This window comes from Helicobacter felis ATCC 49179 (assembly GCF_000200595.1).
Classification (GTDB): domain Bacteria; phylum Campylobacterota; class Campylobacteria; order Campylobacterales; family Helicobacteraceae; genus Helicobacter; species Helicobacter felis.
This window is the reverse complement of record NC_014810.2, coordinates 593833-610148: the sequence shown is the minus strand read 5'-3', so window position 1 is coordinate 610148 and position 16316 is coordinate 593833. Positions and strand designations below refer to the sequence as shown.

General features: G+C 47.5%; 19 protein-coding genes. 5 read left to right on the top strand and 14 right to left on the bottom strand.

Annotated features, from left to right (window positions below; genetic code table 11):
• Window positions 1-32 precede the first annotated feature (32 nt).
• From hemC to HFELIS_RS03055, 8 genes are read right to left on the bottom strand one after another with little or no spacing between them, the layout of a single operon-like run.
• The gene (gene hemC / locus HFELIS_RS03090) at window positions 33-950 is read right to left on the bottom strand and encodes a hydroxymethylbilane synthase (protein WP_013469077.1); all 918 of its coding nucleotides are present in this window, start codon (window positions 948-950) and stop codon (window positions 33-35) included.
• A complete protein-coding gene (locus tag HFELIS_RS03085; RefSeq protein WP_013469076.1) occupies window positions 940-1299 on the bottom strand; it encodes an FxsA family protein in 360 nt (119 codons plus the stop codon). The genes hemC and HFELIS_RS03085 overlap by 11 nt, the downstream gene beginning before the upstream one ends.
• A complete protein-coding gene (proS, locus tag HFELIS_RS03080) occupies window positions 1299-3032 on the bottom strand; it encodes a proline--tRNA ligase (protein WP_013469075.1) in 1734 nt (577 codons plus the stop codon). The genes HFELIS_RS03085 and proS overlap by 1 nt, the downstream gene beginning before the upstream one ends.
• Window positions 3032-4342: a glutamyl-tRNA reductase gene (hemA, locus tag HFELIS_RS03075; RefSeq protein WP_013469074.1), complete on the bottom strand. Its 1311-nt coding sequence runs from the start codon at window positions 4340-4342 to the stop codon at window positions 3032-3034. Before hemA ends, proS begins: the two co-directional genes overlap by 1 nt.
• On the bottom strand, window positions 4343-5230 hold the full coding sequence (locus HFELIS_RS03070; RefSeq protein WP_013469073.1) for a polyprenyl synthetase family protein: 888 nt from the start codon (window positions 5228-5230) through the stop codon (window positions 4343-4345).
• Window positions 5230-5637: a hypothetical protein gene (locus HFELIS_RS03065; RefSeq protein ID WP_013469072.1), complete on the bottom strand. Its 408-nt coding sequence runs from the start codon at window positions 5635-5637 to the stop codon at window positions 5230-5232. The genes HFELIS_RS03070 and HFELIS_RS03065 overlap by 1 nt, the downstream gene beginning before the upstream one ends.
• On the bottom strand, window positions 5630-5905 hold the full coding sequence (locus HFELIS_RS03060) for a DUF2018 family protein (RefSeq protein ID WP_013469071.1): 276 nt from the start codon (window positions 5903-5905) through the stop codon (window positions 5630-5632). The genes HFELIS_RS03065 and HFELIS_RS03060 overlap by 8 nt, the downstream gene beginning before the upstream one ends.
• Complete coding sequence (locus HFELIS_RS03055; RefSeq protein WP_013469070.1) at window positions 5905-6345, bottom strand: Dps family protein; 441 nt, start codon at window positions 6343-6345, stop codon at window positions 5905-5907. Before HFELIS_RS03055 ends, HFELIS_RS03060 begins: the two co-directional genes overlap by 1 nt.
• A gap of 117 nt (window positions 6346-6462) precedes the next feature.
• Between HFELIS_RS03055 and HFELIS_RS03050 the strand changes: the two genes are divergently transcribed.
• Complete coding sequence (locus tag HFELIS_RS03050) at window positions 6463-7212, top strand: carbonic anhydrase family protein (RefSeq protein ID WP_013469069.1); 750 nt, start codon at window positions 6463-6465, stop codon at window positions 7210-7212.
• Here HFELIS_RS03050 and miaA read toward each other — a convergent pair.
• Genes miaA through HFELIS_RS03020 form a run of 6 tightly spaced genes read right to left on the bottom strand, consistent with a single transcriptional unit; the run spans window position 7181 to window position 11161 of the window.
• Window positions 7181-8089 carry a tRNA (adenosine(37)-N6)-dimethylallyltransferase MiaA gene (gene miaA / locus HFELIS_RS03045; RefSeq protein ID WP_013469068.1) on the bottom strand — a complete coding sequence of 303 codons (909 nt, stop codon included), beginning with the start codon at window positions 8087-8089 and terminating at the stop codon, window positions 7181-7183. The genes HFELIS_RS03050 and miaA overlap by 32 nt on opposite strands.
• Window positions 8089-8415 carry a ribosome silencing factor gene (rsfS, locus tag HFELIS_RS03040; protein ID WP_013469067.1) on the bottom strand — a complete coding sequence of 109 codons (327 nt, stop codon included), beginning with the start codon at window positions 8413-8415 and terminating at the stop codon, window positions 8089-8091. Before rsfS ends, miaA begins: the two co-directional genes overlap by 1 nt.
• Window positions 8408-8986 (bottom strand): nicotinate (nicotinamide) nucleotide adenylyltransferase, encoded by a 579-nt coding sequence (gene nadD, locus HFELIS_RS03035; protein ID WP_013469066.1) that lies wholly within the window; start codon window positions 8984-8986, stop codon window positions 8408-8410. The genes rsfS and nadD overlap by 8 nt, the downstream gene beginning before the upstream one ends.
• Complete coding sequence (gene nikR / locus HFELIS_RS03030) at window positions 8970-9422, bottom strand: nickel-responsive transcriptional regulator NikR (RefSeq protein WP_013469065.1); 453 nt, start codon at window positions 9420-9422, stop codon at window positions 8970-8972. The genes nadD and nikR overlap by 17 nt, the downstream gene beginning before the upstream one ends.
• 46 nt (window positions 9423-9468) lie before the next feature.
• Window positions 9469-10728 (bottom strand): GIY-YIG nuclease family protein, encoded by a 1260-nt coding sequence (locus HFELIS_RS03025; protein ID WP_013469064.1) that lies wholly within the window; start codon window positions 10726-10728, stop codon window positions 9469-9471.
• Complete coding sequence (locus HFELIS_RS03020) at window positions 10718-11161, bottom strand: hypothetical protein (RefSeq protein ID WP_013469063.1); 444 nt, start codon at window positions 11159-11161, stop codon at window positions 10718-10720. The genes HFELIS_RS03025 and HFELIS_RS03020 overlap by 11 nt, the downstream gene beginning before the upstream one ends.
• A gap of 132 nt (window positions 11162-11293) precedes the next feature.
• On the opposite strand from HFELIS_RS03020, the gene HFELIS_RS03015 reads away from it, so the two are divergent.
• From HFELIS_RS03015 to HFELIS_RS03000, 4 genes are read left to right on the top strand one after another with little or no spacing between them, the layout of a single operon-like run.
• Complete coding sequence (locus tag HFELIS_RS03015; RefSeq protein ID WP_013469062.1) at window positions 11294-12424, top strand: succinyldiaminopimelate transaminase; 1131 nt, start codon at window positions 11294-11296, stop codon at window positions 12422-12424.
• Entirely contained in the window at window positions 12418-13752 is a 1335-nt protein-coding gene (gene murC / locus HFELIS_RS03010) for a UDP-N-acetylmuramate--L-alanine ligase (RefSeq protein ID WP_013469061.1), read from the top strand. Before HFELIS_RS03015 ends, murC begins: the two co-directional genes overlap by 7 nt.
• Window positions 13752-14096 (top strand): hypothetical protein, encoded by a 345-nt coding sequence (locus tag HFELIS_RS08900; protein WP_013469060.1) that lies wholly within the window; start codon window positions 13752-13754, stop codon window positions 14094-14096. The genes murC and HFELIS_RS08900 overlap by 1 nt, the downstream gene beginning before the upstream one ends.
• On the top strand, window positions 14093-16309 hold the full coding sequence (locus tag HFELIS_RS03000; RefSeq protein ID WP_013469059.1) for an endonuclease MutS2: 2217 nt from the start codon (window positions 14093-14095) through the stop codon (window positions 16307-16309). The genes HFELIS_RS08900 and HFELIS_RS03000 overlap by 4 nt, the downstream gene beginning before the upstream one ends.
• Window positions 16310-16316 lie beyond the last annotated feature (7 nt).

Genomic DNA, 16316 nt, shown 5'->3' with positions numbered 1-16316 from the left:
TAAAACAGTCTTAAGCAAAGCCAAGCGGTGTTTTAATGCATCTGCGCTTGGGCAAGGATTTCTAGCGCGCCTTTTTGTTTGAAGGTGTGGGCCAGGTTATGGGCGAGTTCTTGAGCGCGATCGCGCGGGGCTGAAGCGCGCTCTTTAATGAAAGTTTTGCCATCTACTAGCCCCACAATGGCGCGCATTTCAATGTGCTCTCCTTGCAAGCGCGCATGCACGCCTAAGGGCACTTGACACCCTCCCCCCAAAGCGCGCACAAAATCGCGTTCTAAACCACAGCAAAGCGCGCTATTGGGGTCATTCAAGCTAGTGATTTGATCTAAAAGAGGGTGGTTAGCGCGCATTTCAATGCCTAGCGCGCCCTGCCCCATGCTAGGAATCATCTCCTCTAGGCTCAAGGGCACTCGGTAAGGTAGCTCAAGCCCTAAGCGCTCCACCCCCGCACAGGCTAAAATAATTGCCTCAAAGTCCCCCCTCTGCAAGCGTTCTAAACGCCTTTGCACATTCCCGCGCAGGCTCAAGGGGTCTGTATCTGTGCGCAAGGCCTTAAGTTGCATGGCACGCCTAAGCGAGGTCGTGCCAATGCGCGCATTAGGGGGTAAAGCTTGTAGGTTGGGGTATTTGTAACTTAAAAAGCAATCTTGCGGATTGGCGCGCGCGCTCACACAAGCGAGCACTAGCCCCTCTTGCAAATCTACAGGCACATCTTTGAGCGAATGCACGGCTAAATCAATCTTCCCCCCAAGGAGCAAGACCTCTAACTCTTTGGTAAAAAGTCCCTTGCCCCCGATCTTGGCTAGGGGCACATCTAAAATCTTATCCCCCTTAGTTTTCACGATTTTAATTTCACTCTCTAAGCCTAGAGGTTTTAAGAGTTCTTGCACATGTCTAGCCTGCCAGAGGGCTAAAGCACTCCCTCGACTCCCAATGACTAATTTAGCGCCCATCTTTATCTAACACCTCAACATCAATGATTCCATCATCTTTTTTAGGGGGTTTTCTCAGCCAAGCCACTAGCAGAGCCAAAAGTCCAAAGACATCACAAAGCACTCCGGGCAAGATGAGCAACAACCCACCAATGGTGCGCAAAAACACCCCCTCCATCCACGCCAAAGGATCGCGATCTCTTAAATCTAACGCTTTGAGTGAACCTTTTAACAACGCGCCCCCACCCAGTAATGCACTTAAAACCACTTCCAAAAGGAAAGCAAAAAGACCAAATTGTCCCACTACGCTCATGATCAAAAAAACCTCAACCACGAGGTAAAAGACCCCTAAAGCAAATAAAAAGGGCATTAGTTGCGCGCTTCTAAGAGGGTGGATACGATCGCCTCGCGCGCAATCACACGCTTACTCAAACCCTGCCTTGCGATGAGCTCAAATTGCCCCTCTAGGGCTTGTTTGCCTACGATGAGCGCATGCGAGCATCCGATGAGCTCAAAATCTGCCATCTTGGCCCCAAAGCGATCGATCCTATCATCTAATAACACATCCACGCCCGCCCCCTTGAGCTCTTGATAAAGTTCTTCGCCTAAACTCTCTAGGGCACTATCTTTAGAGTTGGCCACCAACACCACCACCTCAAAAGGTGCGCTTGTCTTGCTCCACACACAGCCCTTTTCATCGCTATTTTGCTCTAAGATCGCGCTCATCAAACGACTCACCCCAATCCCATAACAGCCCATTTCAAAGTATTGCAATTGCCCCTCTTGGTCTAAATAACGCGCCTCTAGACTCTTAGAATACTTATTGCCCAATTTGAAAATATGTCCCACCTCAATACTGCGCTGTTCGCTCAAAGTCCCCTGACATTCCGGGCAAGCATCCTCAGGACGCGCTTGGGCGATGTCTTGGTAGTTGAGGTTAGCAAAGGTGGATAAATCCACGCCCACGAAGTGTTGATCCACTTCATTAGCCCCACAGATCAAACAATCCGCCTCCTGCAAGTCCACATCAAAGATCACCTCTATGTCGGGCACAAGATTTTTAAGCCCATAAGCCCCGATATAGCCCACCGGCAAGCCTAACTCTGCGATCTCGTGTGCGCTCATCTCCTCTAGGGCTAGAGCGTTTTGCTGGGCACTTCTATTAAAGGCATTCAGGGCTTTAGTTTCCTCTAATTGATCATCCCCTCTTAGAAAAAATACCACGGGGCGCACTCCCTCGTGTAAACGGGCTTTTTTAATCACTGCTTTCATCAAAAAGTAAGCAGGCACTTTAAAGAACGCGCTGAGTGCCTCGATAGTAGGGGTGTTGGGGGTGTGGAATTTGGCAAACTGGGCTTTGGGGACATTGTCAGGTTCGGGGCGTTTAGCGCGTTTGGCAATCTCTACATTAGCCGCATAATTACATTTTTGGCACACGATCACGCTATCCTCTCCGCATGCGGCTAAAACTACAAATTCCTTACTCTTGCTCCCCCCAATCGCTCCGCTATCTGCCTCCACCGCGCGGAAATTGAGCCCCAAACGGCTAAAAATCTCGCTATAGGCTGCATGCATGCGCTCAAATTCCTTATCCAAGCACTCTGTGCTAGCGTGGAAACTATAAGCGTCTTTCATCACAAACTCGCGCGCGCGCATCAACCCAAAACGGGGGCGGATTTCATCGCGAAACTTAGTATGGATTTGGTAGAGATTTAAAGGGAGTTGTTTATAACTTTTGATATGGGATTTGGCAATCTGTGTAATCGCCTCTTCATGCGTAGGGGAGAGCACACAAAGATTATTTTTACGATCAGGGAAACTTAAAAGCTCTTTACCATATTGTTCAAAACGCCCGCTTTCCTGCCACAAGGACGCAGGCACCACAAAACCCAAAGTGCACTCCTGCGCGCCATAAGAATCCATCACTTCTTTAACCACTGCGCGGATTTTGCTCAAGACCTTATGGCCTAAGGGCAAAAAGTGGTAAAGTCCGCTTCCCATCTGCTGGAGATAGCCCCCCTGCACCATAAACTGGTGGCTTTTGAGCACCGCGTCTTTAGGCACTTCCTTAGTAGTGGGAGCAAAGAGTTGAGAAAAACGCATTAAAATCCTTCCTCGCTAAATTCGCATTTGTAGCGGTTGATAAACAAGCTCTCCTTACCCAAGTTAAACAAGGTTTTTAGAGTTTCGCCCAACATATCGCTCTCGGGTTTGTGGGCGTTCTTTTTGAGGGTAGCGGTAGGGTGGTGTAAAAAGGTGTTAAAAGCGTTGTGTAGAACGCGCGCCACGCTCTGCTCATACTCTGGGGGCAAAAAGCCCTTTTTGATGGCGCGCTGCAACTCTTTGAGCGCGGCCTCTTTAGCTAACCCTCTTAGGTCTTTGATAAGGGGGTCGACCTCCAAACTCTGTAACCATTGGGCAAATTGGACGCTAAATTGCCCCACGACTTGGTAGGCGCGGCGGGTGTCTTTTTGGCGTTGTTCCACATTCTGGGCGACCACTCCCTGCAAGTCATCTACACTATAGAGCCAAATATTAGGTTGCGTGGGGGGTTCAATGTCCCTAGGCACGGCTAAATCAAACCACCACCGCCTAAACTCACAAGGGCGCGCCATTTCTTGAGTAATGACACTCTGAGGTGCGCTCGTGGCACAAAATAAAAAGGCGTGCGTGTGGATTCCCTGCTCTAAGGCACTAAAGGATTGCACTTGTAACTTAGGGTTGTCTAAGCTCTTAGTAAAATCTTTAGCACGCTCTATACTGCGGTTATAAAGTTCCACTTCAAAACCCTTGGCTAGCAGGTGTTTGCACACCAAGCGCCCCATCTCTCCTATACCTACCACCATCGCGCGTTTGTCTACTTTTTCTGTATCCAAAATCTCCAATGCCTGCTTGACGGCTACAGAAGCGATAGAAACCGCTTGAGAGGAGATCGCCGTAGCGTTGCGCACCCCTGCCGCACACTTAAGCGCGAAATGAGCCAAACGGCTCAAATGTTTAGCACACAAACCCGCTTGCAAGCAGAGTCTAAAGGCTTCTTTAAACTGCCCGGTGATTTGGGTCTCTCCCACTACCAGACTATCTAAACTGCTTGCTACGCAAAAAACATGGTGGATGGCATGTTCTTGAGCATGGGTTTCTAGGCTAGCTTGTAGGCTTTTGATGTCTACTTGTTTGGCATGCGCGAGGGCTTTAAGTAGATGAGAGGCGATTTGATCGGGCGCGTGCGTGTAAAGGTAAAATTCTACGCGGTTACAGGTGCAAAGTGCCATCATTTCGTGCGCGCTGGGGTGTTCTTTTTTAAAGTGGGCTAAAAACTCCAACAACGCCTCTTGCTCAAAGGCAAGTTTCTCACGGATCTCAATAGGCAAGAGTTTATGGCTAAACCCTAGAGTGAGATAGACCGCTTGCATTTAAAACTCCCGCTCGATCAAACTAGAGGCTACTTTTTCTAGGGCACTATGCCCCTTGATGGCTTGTAGGGCGCGATGGGCGTAGTGGTGGATGTGTTCTAAGACTTTAGGGGCGATATGATGGGCTTCAAATTGTTGCGCACACCACGCTAAGGCTTGTTCATCAGCGTTTTTAAAGCAGGCTTGTAGGCGCTCTTGGTTAGAGGGGTCTAGGTGTTGGTGCAGTAAAATATAAGGTAGAGTGCTTTTACCCTCTTTAAAGTCGCTAAAAGCTGGTTTGCCTAAAACTTCTTTAGGTTGGGTGATGTCTAGCAGATCGTCCATAATCTGAAAAGCGATCCCAAAATTGAGTCCAAAAGTGCGGTAGGCTTGGGAGTCCAACCCTCCTAGCAGAGCTGCGCCTGCACAACTTGCGACCATTAAAGAGGCGCTTTTGTCTTGGATGATATCGATATAGCGTGTTATGTCTGTGTGAAAAGTATCTGAGGCGCGCACATCTTTAATTTCTCCCCTAGAGAGTTCCATCACGCTATGGGCGACTAATTGGGCAATCTCTGTGTCTAGTTTTGTGAGCTCTAAGAAGGCTTTAGCGTAGAAGACATCGCCTAGCATGATGGCATTTTGGTTGCCAAAGATATGGTTGATAGAATCGTGCGCGCGCCGTGTCTGGGCGTTGTCGATCACATCGTCATGCAAGAGCGAAGCGCTTTGAATCATCTCGATGATGGCGCAAAAGTCGATGAGCTGGGGGTGTTCTGGGCAAATGGCTAAGATGAGCTTACTGCGCAACATCTTCCCTTGCCCCAACAAATTCGCCATGCGCTCCACCTCCGCGCTTTGCACTTGGGCTAAAAACTGCTGGATTCTTTGGGCAATCTGTTCTAACATTAAGGTTGTTCGATCCATTTGAGTTTATCAGAGGCGCGCACGCGCAAAGAAGCTTGATCGTGCGCGGAGTCGAATTTTTTAAAGGTGAGGGCGAAGTAGGGAGGGTTGGGGTCTGCGCCCTCACTGGTATGAGACTGAGCGACTTCTTTGAAGAGATCGAGTCTAAAAGTGTCGCGTTGAAAATCCGGGTAAAGAATGAATTGGTAGGGAAAGTTATTGCATTTGAGATGCACCACCAAACCACTATCCTTAAAGAGAGTCCAGCGCAAGGAGAGGGGTTTTTTAAATTTGCCTAGCTGTAACTCCCCCTTGTAAACCTGATCCTTTTTGAGTTCTAGGATTTTATCTAGGCCCTTTGCTATAGCCATTTGGGTTAAAATAATCAAAATAGTAAAAAGCCTATTCATGCCCTAAAATATTGGCCATGGAGGTCATCACCAAATCAATTTTTTTAGTTTGCACGCGCCTCTGCAGGGCGAAGTCGCACTTGCAAGTCTTAAGCGACTCTTCAAGCTTTTCCTCTAGTCCCGCTTCTTCCAAAAGTAACGCACTGAGGGCCTGTAACTCTAAAAAGCGTTCTAGCTCGGCGCGCACTAATTTTTGGCTAGCGTGCAAAAGCACATCCTGCCATTTTTCTACGGGGTCTCCCTCAAAAACTTCTAAATCTTCCAACATTAAGCCAAGCTTGCCTTGAGCATCCATAGGGCTTTTTGGAGTTTGGCTAATTCTTCATCAGCATAAGATGCGGTAACTTTATCGCCCGCTTCATCGGCCACTTTGGAAAGTTGCCCAAAGTGCTTTTCTAAATGCTCATAATCCTTTAGGATAGCTTCAAAAACTTCTTTAGAGTGGAAAGTGTGCTTGCTCTCTTCTTTGACATGGGCGAGTTTAAGGGCTTCTGTCATCGTAACCACAGGAGTTCCGCCCAACTGCGCGACACGCTCTGCCAAATCATCAAATTTTTCGGCAAATTCTTCATAAACCGCTTGGGTGAACTTATGCACCACATGGAAATCATGCCCTTTAACATTCCAATGGAAGTTATGAAGCTTTACAAATAAAACTAAGCTATCTGCTTGTAACTGCTTGAGTAATTCAACCACTTTTGTTTTCATAAAAAACCTTTTTGTTTTAAAATTCTAGCACCAGCTAGTGTCCCATTCTAGCCTAAAATAGTTAATAACATCGAATTTTGCTATAGTTGCATCGCAGTCTGTAAAGAAAGGAAACGGATGTTTAAGAGTTTTATCTACTTATTATTGGCCGTAGTTTTTTGTAGTGCGGGCGAAGAACATTGGGGCTATGATCACTCTACAACGCCTCACCAGTGGAGTAATTTACACGAAGATTACGCGATGTGCGAACATGGACGCCACCAATCTCCCATCGATATTGAACACTATTACGACGCTCCAGACAAGGAAAATCTAGGGGTTTTCTACCAAACAAATGCAAGGCCTATTTCTTTGGGTTATGCGCACCATACACTCGTGGCAAAGTTCAACACGCCTAAAAATCACATTTCTTACCGCGACCATGTCTATAAGCTAGTCAATCTACACTTCCATACCCCGATGGAATTTAGTATCCACAAACACCGCCAACCTTTGAGCATGCACATGGTGCACCAAGACGCTAAGGGCTTACTACTCGTCTTGGGAATAGGGTTTGAGATTGGCGCACCTAATGAAATGATCGCCCGTCTTTTGGAAGCCTATGCGCACCAACAAGTCCCCCAAGCTCTCGATTTAGAAAACTTACTCCCCTCCACTATCCACTATTACCATTTCAATGGTTCGCTCACCACTCCTCCCTGCACGGAGGGTGTGGCGTGGTTTTTCATTGAGGAAACTCTAAGTGTTTCTAAAGAGCAATTAGCAGCCCTGCAAAAAATCATGCACTATGTCAAAAACAACCGCCCCGCTCAAAAGGACTACAATAGCGTGATTGTTAAGAGTTCTGCGGTGTTGCGTGAGCCCTAATGTATGCGATCACCGCCTCATAGAGGGGATTAACTTCTAAAGGGGTGATGTCTTTAAATTGCGTCTTATTAAAAGTGGCCTGTCTTTTAGCCAGTTGGCAGGTGTGGGTGTAGATCGCCTCTTCTAATTGTTTGAAATTGAGCTTGCCCTGCAAATATTCCAAACACTCCTTAGGCCCAATCGCCTTAAAGGGCTGATGATCACTACCATATTGGTGCGCCAAACTCTCCACCTCTGCAACAATTCCCTGCCTGATCATGTTTTTTGTGCGCTGAACGATTTGGGCGCGCAAAATTTCCTTAGGCAGGCTGAGGGCATAGAGCTTTACGGGCAGATGAAAAGGGATTTTAGGATGGGTAGCAAAATACACGCTAGGAGGGGTGTTAGTGGCTAGATAAATTTCTAGTCCCTTTTGGATGCGGTAGGTGTCCTTAGGGTGGATTTTATGCGCATAAGTAGGGTCTATTTGGGCTAAAAAGCCATAAGGGTTAGCCAGTTCTCTTATATGCACACGCACACCCTCACTAATGGAGGGCATAGGACTTAGTCCCTCTAAAATGCTTTTAAGATAAAACCCACTCCCTCCCACGAGCAACAACACTCTCTTTTGGGTGTGTGCTAAAGCCTTTTGCAATTCTTGGGCAAAAAGGGGAGCGTTGTTGGGCTGGTGGATGTCTAAAATATTCACCGCATAATGTTTGATGCGCTGTAAATCTTGCGCGCTGGGCTTAGCAGCTGCAATATTGAAATCTTTATACACACTCAGTGAATCCAAAGAAAAGATTTCTGCGTCCAAATCCTGGGCGAGTTTGAGGGCTAAAGCGCTCTTGCCACTCCCACTTGCCCCTAAAATGGCAATGAGAATCGGGCTGGTCACTAGGGAGCTTTGTAGGTGGTCAAAAACCCTTCTAAGTCAAAGCGCACGCGTTGATCGTGGGTGAATAAATGCACCATGATATCTCCTAGATCGATGATGATCCACTCTTCATTTTGCGCGTCTATGGCGTAAAACTGCTCACCTAAAGGCTTGAGGGTGCTTTTGAGATGATCGAGCAGGGCTAGGGCGTGCTTGGGGGCTAGAGTGGTGGCAATAACCACCTTTTGGGTTACATAAGCGCGACCGCTTAGATCAAAAACCACCACATCGGCAGCCTTTTTATCTTCGAGCAACTCTACAATTCTATCAATTCTGGGATCAGACATGGGTTTCCTTAAAAGCTTGAATCACGCCCCCTTGCAGGGTAGCAGGGAGGTGGTGGGGGATTTGGTGTTGGGCCAAGAGGGTTTTAATCTGGCTGGATGAGATGCGTTCTTGGATTTGAGGCAGGGGGATGTAAAGAGAGGAGGAGGAATCTAGGGGGTAGCCTTCTCGTTGCACAATCACAAACTCGGCGAGCTCTCGCATTGTCGTATAACCCTCCCATTGATCCAAGTGCGCTAAATTGTCCGCGCCCATCACAAAATACAGCTTACTGGGACGCAAAGTGCAGTGAAAATGCAACACGCTCTCCACGCTGGGCACGGGGCGTTGGGCGCAAATCTCAAAGTCGCTCACTTCAACTTTCCCCAAGCCTCTTAAAAGTTCTTGCATCCATGTATACCTCTGAGTGGCACTAAAACAAGGCGCGCCTTTGAAGGGGTTTTGATAGGCCACCAGCACGATCAACCTATCGATGTCCAAGCACTCTAAAACCTGATGAATGACCTCTAAATGGGCGATGTGGGGGGGATCAAAGCTTCCCCCATATAAGGCAATTTTAGGTGTTTTGCTCAAAGCTAGATGCCTTTGTGAGCTTGGAAAACTTCACTCCTTTAAGTCCTCCAATTTCTAGGTGCAAGCGCATAATTTCTGAGGGTTTGCCATTAATAATGATTGTTTCTAAGCAATTATTAGAATCAAGATGCACATGAGTGGTGCACATGATGGTGATATGACTCTCATGCTGAATATCGATGATCTTTTGATTGAGCTCGCGTTGGTGGTGGTCGTAGATAATCACCAAAACCGCCACAGTGAGCCCTTCTTTAGTCGTGCCAAAATTTTCATCATTGGACCAATTATCCTCTACCAATTTTTCACGGATCATATCGCGCACTAATTCAGATCGCGAAGAATAGCCATTTTTAATGATACGATTATCTAATTCATCTAATAAATTTTGTTGCAAAGATACAGAAAATCTAATAATGGTATCGTCTTTGTGCTCCATAAATTCCCTTATTTGCAAAAATACCCGCATTCTAGCCTAATTTGGCTTATTGCGCGTTAATCTGGCTTAAGAATTTGGTGCGGTGGAAAGTGATAGCGTAACGATGCGCCTCATCTCTCAAGCGTTGTAAAAACTGCAAACAAGGGTCGTTAGCTTTTAAGTGCAACACCCGGTCGCGCGTGTAGATCACATCGGGCACATCGCCCAGCGATCGCCGTGTTCTGCCCTTAAACTTCGCCTTGGCAATGCCTAGCACCTCTACACTGTGCCCCGCGCTTTGTAAAACCTGTAGGGCGATACGCACCTGCGCCCTGCCCCCATCTATAAGCCACAGATCGGGAGGGTGTTGTAATCTCTGAACGCGTCTCTCTAAGAGTTCGCGCATTTGGCTATATTCGTCTTTGCCCTGCAAGACATAACGCCGATACGCCCTTTTCTCCCACTTGCCTTCTGAAAACACCACCATGCCCCCCACACAATGGCTTTTAGCGTGGTGGCTCACATCAAAGACCTCAACGCGTGTTACAGGGGTTTTTAGCCCCAATAAAATTTGCAGGGCGCGCGCGCACTCTTCTAAAGGATAGGCCAAGCGTTCTAAAAGGTTTTGGATTTTGCTCCAGCGATCGCGCCAAATGGCCGCCTCTTCAAAGCGCTCTTGAGAGGCTAAAGCGCGCATACGCGCCTGCAAACGTACACTCAATGCGGGCAAATTTTCTAAAAGCGCGACCCCCTCTTGGAGCAAGAGCGCATAATCTTGGGGACTGATCTTGCCCTCACAAGGGGCTAAACAGCGTTTGATCTCATAGAATACACAAGCGTGTTTGCCCCGCACACAGCTAGGGCTTTGCACTAAGGGGATAAAATCTAGCACACTCTCTAAAATTTCCTTAGCCCCCAAACTAAAAGGGCCAAAACAGCGCAAGTGTTTTCTGGGGTGTCTTTGTAGGTGGAGCACGGGGTAGGGTAGGGTGGGGTCAAAACAGACATAGGGATAAGTTTTAGAGTCCTTGAGCAGAATATTATAGCGGGGTTGGTATTGCTTGATGAGACGATCTTCTAGCAGTAGGGCTTCATGCTCACTAGGGGTTAAACGCCATTCCACACGCGCGATTTTGGATACCATGTCGCGCACACGCGCGTTATTTCTAGGGTTGGGCACAGCGCGCCCCGCCTGCAGAGTGAAGTAACTTAAAATGCGTTTTTTGAGATTCTTTGCCTTACCAATATAGAGTAGTTTCTCAGTGGCGTCCCAGTAGAGATACACCCCGCAACTCTCTGGAAGATGTTCAAGTTGGCTACTTTGCATGTTGTTGGATGCATGCGCGGATACGCTCAAATGCGGCTTTGAGTTCGGGGTCGCTAGCGTGGTTGGTGAAGTTGCCCTGCGCGCATTCGTGGTAATAGAGTTTGGGGGGCTTGGGGGTGAATTTTGTTCGAATCACTTGGGGTACATAGGCTTTAACTTCTAGTGGATCGGGAATCTCTAAGTCTAAGCGTTTGACTTCTCGGAGCAGAATTTGGCTAAATTCTTGGGCGTGTTGGCAAAAATAATTGTGCGCGCTCGGGTGGTTAAAAGCAAGCCAGAGTTTAGAGTTTTTAATTATAATAGAGCTAATCGCCCCTCGAACGCAGAGGGGTAAAAAAAGCTTGAGTTGGTTGAGTTTGAGGCGCATATCTAGGGGTTTTAAAAAGGGTTTGTTTTGCAATACAGAAGACAGAATATCTTTCGAATCTTTCATGGTGTCATATTAGCATGTTTGCTAGCAGGCTGTGGCTACAAAGCCCCTCCTTTTTATAAAACAAAGTCCTCTCCCTACCCTCAAGCTCCCATGCCAAGTTCTGGCCATTCCATCCAAGAAGGTAACCCCTGAATGCAATTCACCCCCTATCCCTTTGAACGCCTAAACGCCCTCTTGCACGGGCTAAATCCCCCTAAGATTTTTGATCTGAGCATTGGCGAGCCCCAGTTTCCCACACCCCCATCCATCCAACAAGCTCTACAAGCCCACACGGACACGCTCAGGTTTTACCCCAAAAGCGGAGGGGAGGACTTTCTCAAAGAAGCCCAAATGAGTTTTATAGAGCAGCATTTCCAAGTGCGCTTAAGGATGGAGCAAATCTTACCCACCCTAGGTTCTAAAGAAACGCTTTTTAACTTCCCCATCTTTTATCTGCATGACAAACCTCAGCCCAAGATCGCCATGCCCGATCCCCTCTATCAAGTGTATTTAGCCAGCACGCAAGTTGCCAAAGCTACGCCTCTTTTTATGCCCTTAAGCTCTGCTAATGGCTTCACCCCTGAGCTAGACCCCGCGCTCAGGCCTGACTTAGTAATTTTAAACTCTCCTAACAACCCCACCGGGCGCACCTTGAGTTTAGAAGAATTAAAAGTTTGGGTCTTGCGCGCCCTGCAGGAAGATTTTCTATTGCTCAATGATGAATGTTATAGCAATATTTACGCCTCCACACCTCCGCCCTCTATTTTGCAAGCCTGTTTAGAAGTGGGTAATACTGACTTTAAAAATGTCCTAGCCATCAATTCCATTTCTAAGAGTTTGAGCGCCCCGGGGGTGCGTAGCGGCTACATTGCTGGAGATGCTAATATTTTGAGCAAATACAAGATTTTTAGGGGCTATAGCGGGTGTGCGATTCCTTTGCCCTTGCAATATGCTAGCGCGGCAGGGTGGTTAGATTTTGAACAACAAGAGCAAATCCGTCAAGCCTATGCGCGTAATCTACAACTTGCTCAAGAAATTCTAGGCGTGCGCGTTTTCCCTACAAGTTTTTATGTGTGGCTTTACGCCCATCATGGAGAGGATTTTGCCCGTCATCTCTTCACCCACACAGGGATTAAAGTCCTTCCCGGGGGCTTTTTAAGCCCGAGTGATAGCCCCCATAGCGCGCCCTTTGTGCGCGTAGCACTCGTCTATGAAAATATGCGCCCTATTTTAGAAACCTTAAAAGGTGCGCACCAAATCTATCTAAAGAGCCTGTCATGTTAGATCGCCCTATCCACACCTATAAAATCCACTTTATTGGCATTGGAGGCATTGGTATTTCAGGACTGGCTAAATACCTTAAGGCACAGGGCGCGGTGGTGAGTGGCTCAGATTTAGTCCAAAGCACTATCACGGATTATCTAGCCAATTTGGGCATTCCTATCACCATTCCCCACAACCCTAATGCGCTCAGTGATCAAGAAGTGGTGATCCACTCGGCCATTATCAAGGTGGACAATGTTGAAATTGTGGCGGCGATGGAGAAAAATTGCGTCATTCTCTCGCGCAAACGGGCGTTAGAATACATTTTAGGGGATAAGCGTGTTTTTAGTGTATGCGGGGCGCATGGTAAGAGCACCACGAGCGCGATGTTAAGCGCGTTATTGCCCCACTTTGGAGCGATTATCGGGGCGACTAGCAAGGATTTTGGCTCGAATGTGCGCGAGAGCGATAGCTCTAGTCTAGTCTTTGAAGCCGATGAATCCGATCAAAGCTTTTTGCATTCTAATCCCTATTGTTCGCTAGTAACCAATGCTGAGGTAGAACATTTAGAGGGTTATGATTACAATTTAGAGGCGTTTTATCAAGCCTATACAGACTTTTTAAAGCTAGCTAAAAAACGCGTGATTAATATCAGCGACCCTTTTTTAAAAGAGTGTAGCCTAGAGGCGATCCGCCTAGACCCTGCGCGCGACATCAGTCAAATTAGCTATTTTTTAAGAGAGGATGAGCCCTATACGCGTTTTAAGCTTAAAGATTACGGCTTTTTTGAGGTATGGGGTTTGGGGGCGCACACAGCCAGCAATGCGGCTCTAGCTATTTTGGCCGCTCTTGAAGAACTGCCCTTAGAGAGTCTGCGCGCCAATCTGCTCAATTTCAAGGGTATCAAGAAACGCTTTGATATCATTCAAAAAGACTCGCTACTGCTCATTGATGACTACGCCCACCACCCCACCGAAATTAGCGCGACTCTGCAGGCCCTGCAAACCTACGCCCAACTCAAAGGGTTAAAAGAGAGCATTGTCATCTGGCAACCCCATAAATTTTCTCGCCTCTTGGATAATTTAGAGGGTTTTCAGGAGTGTTTTAAAAATCCCATTGTAAGCCAGCTCTACATCTTGCCCGTGTGGCGCGCCGGCGAAAAACCCCGCGAAGTGGATATGCACACCCTCTTTGGGCATTTGCAACCCACATTTATCGACTCTATGTGGCGCACTTCAAAGGGCTTAGAACTCTTTGTGCAGGGGGTCAAAATTCGCACCTTGCATAGCGGGCTAGTGATAGGCTTTGGGGCAGGGGACATCACCACCCAACTTAGAGGGGAGGTTTAATGGGGGCGTGGATCGTTTTAGGCTTAGTCTTACTCTTGCTATGGCTACTGCTCAAAGATTTTGGGTTAGTGCGCTTGAAACAAAAGATCTTAGGCGCGCTCGTGCTCACACTCTTAGGGGGCGTGGTGGGGTTTTACACCTATGAGCAAGATCGCATTAATCGCGCCCAAATGGATTTACAGCGCGCCTTTTTACGCGGGGAAACTTTACTATGTGGCCATGTAGAGGTCAATAATAAAAACTTCAATCTTGTTACGGGCACTTTAAGTTTTTTAGGCAAGCCCAATGGTCCCATGAAAGACACCTTGATCGATTTGCAATCCTGCCAGAAAAAGACCTCTTGAACACGCTAGCTAGCCAATTAGATTTAGAACGCTTTTTAGAGCGTTTTGCAAGCTTTTTAGCCCGCCCTAAAGAAGCCACAACTCTAAGTCTGCGCCCTAACACTTGGGAACATCTACAAGAATTTGAAAACCTAGAGTTCAACCCCCCTAGTGCGCTGATTTGTCTCAAAGAAGCCCTAAAAACCTTTAAAAAAGGCGGGGTGTGGCGTTTGGAGATTTTATTAGAATTTGTCAAAATTGCGCGCTATTTTGCCTATCTAAAAGCGCGCGCACGCCCCAAAGATCACCCCCATTTATGCGCTTATTTGGCCAATATCCACTTTCCTGCACCCCTCTTAGAGCTAGAAACACACATGCAAGATACCCCTACTCTCAAAGAGGGTTTTTACCCGGAATTAGACGCGTTATCAGAGAGTTTAGCGCGTTTGCAAGCCCAACAAAAACAAGTATTTCAGCAAATTTTAGGGCGATCAAGTCTGCAAGCCTACTTAGCAGATCGCCAAGTGCATTTTGTGCAGGGGATCGAAACTTTGCTTTTAAAACCGGGTTTTTCTGCGGTGCTTAAGGGCGCGGTGGTGGCGCGCTCGCACAGCGGGCAATTTTACATAGAACCCCTAGAGGTGAAAAATTTGGCGCGTAAAATCCAAGAGACGCGCAATAAGATAGAAGAGAGTGTGATGCACATCTGCACGCAGTGGAGTGAAACCCTGCGCCCTCATTTTCTATTTTTGCGTTTTATCAACCATGAATTTGACTATTTGGATCACTTGCAAGCGCGCGTAAATTTTGCCAAAAGCGCGAATCTAAGCTTTATCAAACCCAACACGCGTGGGCATTTTGTGCTCAAAAATTTTGAACACCCCAATTTAAACCACCCCAAGCCCCTTAGCTTAGATTTTAGCCAATCCCTGCTCTTGGTAACCGGGGTGAACACGGGGGGTAAGACGATGCTTTTAAAATCTGTGCTCTCGTGCGCGTGGCTAGCTAAACACCTTTTGCCCTTTAGAATCAACGCGCACCACTCCCAAATCCCTTATATGGAACATATCCAAGCCATCATCAACGACCCACAAAATAGCCAAAACGACATTTCTACCTTCGCTGGGCGCATGCTCGATTTTAGCCATGCGCTTAACACCCCTCAACTCTTGCTAGGCGTGGATGAGATCGAACTGGGCACGGACGCCTCTGAGGCGAGCTGTTTGTATAAGGTCTTGCTAGAGGAGTTGCTGATCAAGGGGGCTAAAATCGTGGTAACCACGCACCACAAACACTTAGCTTTGCTCCTAGCCAAAAACCCCGCTGTGCAACTGCTTGCCGCCAATTACGACCTACAAGCCCAAATGCCCACCTACACTTTTACCCCCGGACTCATTGGCAAGAGTTACGCCTTTGAGAGTGCCCTGCGTTATGGCGTGCCTTTGGATTTGATCGATCAAGCGCGCACGCTCTATGGCGCAGAGCAGAGTCAGCTTAACGCCTTGATTGAGCGCACCAGCGCGCTAGAGCAAGAGCTTATCCAAGAGCGCGCCCAATTAAAACACACCCAACAGGCCCAAGAGCGCGCATACCAAGAAAAGCTAACCAAGCTAGAAAAAGCCCAAGAGGCTAGAGAAGCAACACAAAGGAGCTTAGAGCAAAGCTATACACAGGCCTTAAGGCAACTCCAAGAGGCCTTAAAAGAATTTGAGCGCACCCATAATAAAAGCCACGCCCACCAGCAAATCCAAGCCATCCAAGAGAGTTTAAAACGGCCTGCCAAACCTACCCTGCAGAAACAAAATTTTCAGGTGGGGGATTTTGTGAGCTATGGCAAATTAAACGGGGAGATTATCGCGCGTAGTGGCGGGCTTTACAATATAGCCTTAGAAAATGGAGTAAAAATTAAAGTTAGACCCGAAAAATTGATCTTAAAACCCAAGCCCTCCGCCCCCAAAGCGCAGGTGCGCCTCCAGCACAAACCCCAAGCAAAAGGACAAATGCGCCTAGATGTGCATGGACTAGATGTACAAGAAGCCTTAGAAAAAACCCAAAACTTCCTAGCCAACGCGCTTCTAGCGGGCTTTGAAGAGGTGTTGATCGTGCATGGTAAGGGCAAGGGGATTTTACGCCAAGCTCTCAAAGAATGGCTTAAAAAACACCCTAAGGTGATTTCTTTTGAGGACGCGCCCTACAATCTGGGCGGTTCTGGGGCACAGATGGTAAAATTATAGCCCCCAC

What these genes read in the sequence shown, in the direction of transcription:
- hemC (WP_013469077.1), bottom strand. Translation starts at nt 950, where the DNA reads ATGGGCGCTAAATTAGTCATTGGGAGTCGAGGGAGTGCTTTAGCCCTC.
- HFELIS_RS03085 (WP_013469076.1), bottom strand. Translation starts at nt 1,299, where the DNA reads ATGCCCTTTTTATTTGCTTTAGGGGTCTTTTACCTCGTGGTTGAGGTT.
- proS (WP_013469075.1), bottom strand. Translation starts at nt 3,032, where the DNA reads ATGCGTTTTTCTCAACTCTTTGCTCCCACTACTAAGGAAGTGCCTAAA.
- hemA (WP_013469074.1), bottom strand. Translation starts at nt 4,342, where the DNA reads ATGCAAGCGGTCTATCTCACTCTAGGGTTTAGCCATAAACTCTTGCCT.
- HFELIS_RS03070 (WP_013469073.1), bottom strand. Translation starts at nt 5,230, where the DNA reads ATGTTAGAACAGATTGCCCAAAGAATCCAGCAGTTTTTAGCCCAAGTG.
- HFELIS_RS03065 (WP_013469072.1), bottom strand. Translation starts at nt 5,637, where the DNA reads ATGAATAGGCTTTTTACTATTTTGATTATTTTAACCCAAATGGCTATA.
- HFELIS_RS03060 (WP_013469071.1), bottom strand. Translation starts at nt 5,905, where the DNA reads ATGTTGGAAGATTTAGAAGTTTTTGAGGGAGACCCCGTAGAAAAATGG.
- HFELIS_RS03055 (WP_013469070.1), bottom strand. Translation starts at nt 6,345, where the DNA reads ATGAAAACAAAAGTGGTTGAATTACTCAAGCAGTTACAAGCAGATAGC.
- HFELIS_RS03050 (WP_013469069.1), top strand. Translation starts at nt 6,463, where the DNA reads ATGTTTAAGAGTTTTATCTACTTATTATTGGCCGTAGTTTTTTGTAGT.
- rsfS (WP_013469067.1), bottom strand. Translation starts at nt 8,415, where the DNA reads ATGTCTGATCCCAGAATTGATAGAATTGTAGAGTTGCTCGAAGATAAA.
- nikR (WP_013469065.1), bottom strand. Translation starts at nt 9,422, where the DNA reads ATGGAGCACAAAGACGATACCATTATTAGATTTTCTGTATCTTTGCAA.
- HFELIS_RS03025 (WP_013469064.1), bottom strand. Translation starts at nt 10,728, where the DNA reads ATGCAAAGTAGCCAACTTGAACATCTTCCAGAGAGTTGCGGGGTGTAT.
- HFELIS_RS03020 (WP_013469063.1), bottom strand. Translation starts at nt 11,161, where the DNA reads ATGAAAGATTCGAAAGATATTCTGTCTTCTGTATTGCAAAACAAACCC.
- HFELIS_RS03015 (WP_013469062.1), top strand. Translation starts at nt 11,294, where the DNA reads ATGCAATTCACCCCCTATCCCTTTGAACGCCTAAACGCCCTCTTGCAC.
- murC (WP_013469061.1), top strand. Translation starts at nt 12,418, where the DNA reads ATGTTAGATCGCCCTATCCACACCTATAAAATCCACTTTATTGGCATT.
- HFELIS_RS08900 (WP_013469060.1), top strand. Translation starts at nt 13,752, where the DNA reads ATGGGGGCGTGGATCGTTTTAGGCTTAGTCTTACTCTTGCTATGGCTA.